3 protein-coding genes are annotated in these 4771 nt (G+C 37.8%); all 3 read right to left on the bottom strand.

The window, feature by feature from the left end; translation table 11 throughout:
• Positions 1-123: 123 nt before the first annotated feature.
• A complete protein-coding gene (locus tag IQ226_RS24325) occupies positions 124-2181 on the bottom strand; it encodes a tetratricopeptide repeat protein (protein ID WP_193899663.1) in 2058 nt (685 codons plus the stop codon).
• Positions 2182-2217: 36 nt separating this feature from the next.
• On the bottom strand, positions 2218-3681 hold the full coding sequence (locus IQ226_RS24320; RefSeq protein ID WP_193899661.1) for a CHAT domain-containing protein: 1464 nt from the start codon (positions 3679-3681) through the stop codon (positions 2218-2220).
• A gap of 164 nt (positions 3682-3845) precedes the next feature.
• Positions 3846-4349, bottom strand: a complete 504-nt coding sequence (locus tag IQ226_RS24315; RefSeq protein WP_193899659.1) for a hypothetical protein — start codon at positions 4347-4349, stop codon at positions 3846-3848.
• Between the last annotated feature and the right edge of the window lie 422 nt (positions 4350-4771).

The raw sequence follows: 4771 nt of genomic DNA, 5'->3' as shown, positions 1-4771 counted from the left end.
TCTTACCCCAATCTTCTGGAGGTATCTGTTCTAAGTGATTGACGCGATTTAGTTCCATGTCACTTAATTTATCACATTTTGGAGGTAATTTTTTAACGATCGCTCTTCTACCCCCCTGAACGGTTACACGAGTTCTCTCAGAGTGGTATTTTCCTTTTGCCACAGAGGTTTTAAATCAGATTTACGAAAGGCAATTTCACCTGTGGGTTTAATCACCCAGATATAGAGTTCTGATTCTTTGGTTTGTTGTTTACCATCAATTTTCAAATCATCAGTAATAATAGAATATTGAACCAAGGTAGCATTTTGTTGTTTGGCAATTTTTTGTAATAAGGAAATAGTGGGTTTATCAACAGCAGGTTGTGAGGTTTGACTGGTATTTGTGTTAGATAAACGTGAAGACAATAATTCCACAAAAGCCCTAGCACGTCCTCGTTCAGAAATTTCTAAGGCTTCATTGGTTTTATTTTGAGCAATGAGGACGTTTTGTAATATGCGGTAAGTGCGAGCTTGTTCTTCAAAAATAGAGACTTTGTAGCTATCATTGTTCCCTAATTTTCCTCTGATAGATTCCCATACTTCAATGCCAGTAAAGAGAGTTGTTTCTGCTTGTGGGAGGTTGCCAGAGTTATAGAAAGCTAATCCTAGATTATCTAAACTTATTCCTTCCCCTGCAATGTCTTTGATTTCACGGAGAATGGCTAAACTGGAGGTGTGGTATTCAATGGCTTTGGTGTAATCTCCTAGTGCATCGTAAGCATTTCCCAGATTACCTAGAGATTGACCCTCACTTTTACGGTCTTTGATTTCACGGGCAATGGCTAAACTGGAGGAGTAGTATTCAATGGCTTTGGTGTATTCTCCCAGTGCATTGTAAGCATTTCCCAGATTACCTAGAGATTGACCCTCACCATTACGGTCTTTGATTTCACGGGCAATGGCTAAACTGGAGGTGTGGTATTCAATGGCTTTGGTGTATTCTCCTAGTGCATCGTAAGCATTTCCCAGATTACCTAGAGCAGCACCCTCACCATAACGGTCTTTGATTTCACGGGCAATGGCTAAACGGGAGGTGTGGTATTCAATGGCTTTGGTGTATTCTCCTAGTGAACGGTAAGCAATTCCCAGATTACCTAGAGCAGCACCCTCACCTAAACGGTTTTTGATTTCACGGGCAATAGCTAAACTGGAGGTGTGGTATTCAATGGCTTTGGTGTATTCTCCTAGTGCATCGTAAGCATTTCCCAGATTACCTAGAGCAGTACCCTCACCATAACGGTCTTTGATTTCACGGGCAATGGCTAAACGGGAGGTGTGGTATTCAATGGCTTTGGTGTATTCTCCTAGTGAACGGTAAGCAATTCCCAGATTACCTAGAGCAGCACCCTCACCCCTACGGTTTTTGATTTCACGGGCAATAGCTAAACTGGAGGTGTGGTATTCAATGGCTTTGGTGTATTCTCCTAGTGCATGGTAAGCAATTCCCAGATTATTTAGAGATTGACCCTCACCATTACGGTCTTTGATTTCACGGGCAATGGCTAAACTGGAGGTGTGGTATTCAATGGCTTTGGTGTATTCTCCTAGTGCATCGTAAGTAATTCCCAGACCAGTTAGAGCCTTACCCTCACCTTGACGGTCTTTGATTTGCCGATAGATAATCAATGCTTGTTGCCAAGACTGTAATGCTGCTGTAAATTGACTTATTTGAAACTGTTCAATACCTTGCTGAAAGAGTCTGTCTGCTTCTGCTTGACGAGGGTCATTTTGAGTTTGAGCAAACTGTAGAGCTTCCTGAGCAATTTTCTCCAACTCTTGATTATTGATTTCCTTGGCAATTGCTAAAACTTGTTTGAAAGATGCGATCGCATTAGTTTTATCTCCCAGTTTAAGGTAAGCTTCACCTTGAAGACCTAAAGCACGTGCCTCACCATCCCGGTCTTTGATTTGACGATAAATGATCAATGCTTGTTGCCAAGACTGTAATGCTGCTGTAAATTGACTTATTTGAAACTGTTCAATACCTTGCTGAAATAGTCTATCTGCTTCTGCTTTCCGGTTTGCTGGTGTTTGTGCTAACACCTGCGATACCTGGAATAACATCGGCAAATTAACCACAGGTTGTAAAACTGTCAGGATGAAAGTGATAAATGCAATTAACCGAATTTGGCGATAAGACATGGATTTTATACCAATTGTTGCGAGAAAATTAACAGTTTATTGAGAATTGCCAATTAAAATAAAACCAGCCCAATACATCGGATTTGGGTATTTCTTCATAGTTGTTAACATTGCCTGACGCAAAGCAGCAGCTTGATCTGGATTTTTACTTAATTCCTGATAAAACTCCGTCATTAAAAATGCTGTTTCCCTATCCGACACACTCCACAAAGAACCAATCACGCTGGTAGCACCTGCGGTAAAAAAAGACCGCGATAAACCAATTACGCCATCATTGGTAACTTTCCCTATAGCTGTATCATTACCACTTAATACCACTAATTCCGCTTTTAGGTTCAAGTTGATAATTTCTTCAGATGTCAGCCAACCATCATCTTGTTCGGAAGTTCCTAAAGCTAATACATCGCTAAATTCTCCCTCTTTATTGGTTATGTTGTTTACAGCTAAATGAATTATTTTCGCTTGGGGCATTTTTTGGACAATTGTGGTTTCTGTGGCTGCTTTTCCTGTTAGTGCTTGGGTTTTAAAAATCCCAGCTATTTGTTTTGCTTCTTGTTCTGCACCTGGAAGATTAAATGTTTCTGGCGGATTTTCCCCTGGTTGCAATGGTTTAGAAGGCATGATAGGATTACCAACGATTAACACATCTTTCACTAATCCTTGATTTTGCTGTTTTCGTTGATAAAGTAGATCTAAAACTTGAATTGAGGGCGCAGTGGCAATGGTATGTTTTTCAATTAAATATTGACCTTTTGTATCTTGCAATGCTGCAAAGGGAAGAAAAAATAAGTCTCCTTGAGGAATGAAAATAATGTGTTTATCGGGTTGATTTGGCAATAAATCAGCAATGGGTTGAATTAAAATTTCATGTAGTTTCTGCAAATCTTTTTTTAAAATATCCTTTTCTCCTGGGAATACTTTTATTTTTTTGTTATTTCTATGTTGCGTTCCCATTATCCCACGAATTCCCGCGACTAAATCACTTGAAGATGTATTTTCTTTTTGCCATAAAGGTTTTAGATTCACTTGACGAAGTGCAATTTCACCTGTGGGTTTAATTACCCAAATCAGCAGTTCTGATTCTTGGGTTTGTTTTTGACCTGCAATGACAAATTCATCATTAATAATTGAATATTGCACAATTGTGGCATTTTGTTGTTTAGCAACTTGTTTAATTTGCTCTGAAGATAGAGAGACGGCTATTTGCTTTGATTTATGTGAGGTTAATAATTCCCAAAATTCACCATTATGACTACGTTCAGAAATTTCTAATGCAGCTTCTGGTTTATTCTGATTAATGAGGTTTTTTTGTAATTGCTTATATATTGATGTTTGGTTAGCAGAATTAGATATTGTATCTATATTTGCTGTTGATGGTTTTAGGTATAGATCATTTGCTTGAACGGTGTTAACAGGTATGGAAACAGTCGTCAAAAGCATGATCCAACTAGATGCTAGTTGGGGAATTAAGCTAATGGAACTGATTTTGAAGTTTTTCATGGTTGAATAGGGGATTTATTGTATCAAAGTTTATATATCTCTGGGCTTTTGGAGCTTATGCAATATTCACTCAACAGAAACATAATTTATGTCAAAATGTAAAAATGTTGGGTTTCCTTGCGTCAACCCAACCTACGATTTCTGAATAATTTATGGGATAATTTCTAACTAGCTTCTATTTGTTTAACTGCATTATCCGCTTTTTGGGCAAATTCGTCTTCTCCTTCTTCTTTAAACAATGTAGATGCTTTTTGTAAATCAGCGATCGCTCCTTGTTTATCTTCTAACATCACTAGGGTAAAACCTCTAAAAAAGTGAGCATAAGCAATATTGGGAGTAATTTCCAAGGCTTTATCAAAATCTTTTTTTGCGCCTTGATAGCTTGCTAAACCAAATCTACTAAATCCTCTCCCAACATAGGCATAAGCATTATTAGGATCAATTTCGAGAATTTTGTTAAAATCAGCGATCGCTCCTCGAAAATTTTTCAATTCTACTTTTTTAAAACCCTGTGTAAAGTATGTGTCCACATCTTTAGAATTGGGACTTACTGAGTTCTGTAATGGTGCTAGTTGCTGAGGTTTTAACAAATTTTGAGCGTTGGCTTTGGGGCTAATAATGATTGTGCTAAATACCAGAATGCTTGCTGCTAATTTCCAAAGTTTCATAGTTGTATTTCCTCAAAAATAATTAAGTTGACTCATTTTATTGACATAAGATTTATCAGGTGTTTAAAAGCACGAAACCTGATTAATTAATTAGGTGTAACTATTGGATCATCATCCCCTCCTTGATTATTAAAATCTGCAATTCCCCCCAGATAATTTTTTGACCCCATCAAATCCTCGCTGATTGACAATAAATACATAGACAGTCAAATTCATGATCATGAATGTGAATTTATAACTTGACTGTTGGTTCACAACTATATGTATTTCTGAGGTTTTAGAGGTTATGCAAAAAAGAAAATTTTTTCAAAAAATAAATCCCCGATTTCTTTGAGAAGTCGAGGATCTGGATATTACAGCGATTTCCAATCATATAAGTTACATCTTAGCCCCCTCATCGCTTGCGGGGAGGGGGTTGGGGG

It is taken from the genome of Dolichospermum sp. LEGE 00240 (assembly GCF_015207875.1).
In the GTDB taxonomy this organism is placed as follows: Bacteria; Cyanobacteriota; Cyanobacteriia; order Cyanobacteriales; family Nostocaceae; genus Dolichospermum; species Dolichospermum gracile.
This window is presented reverse-complemented; position numbering and strand designations above follow the sequence as displayed.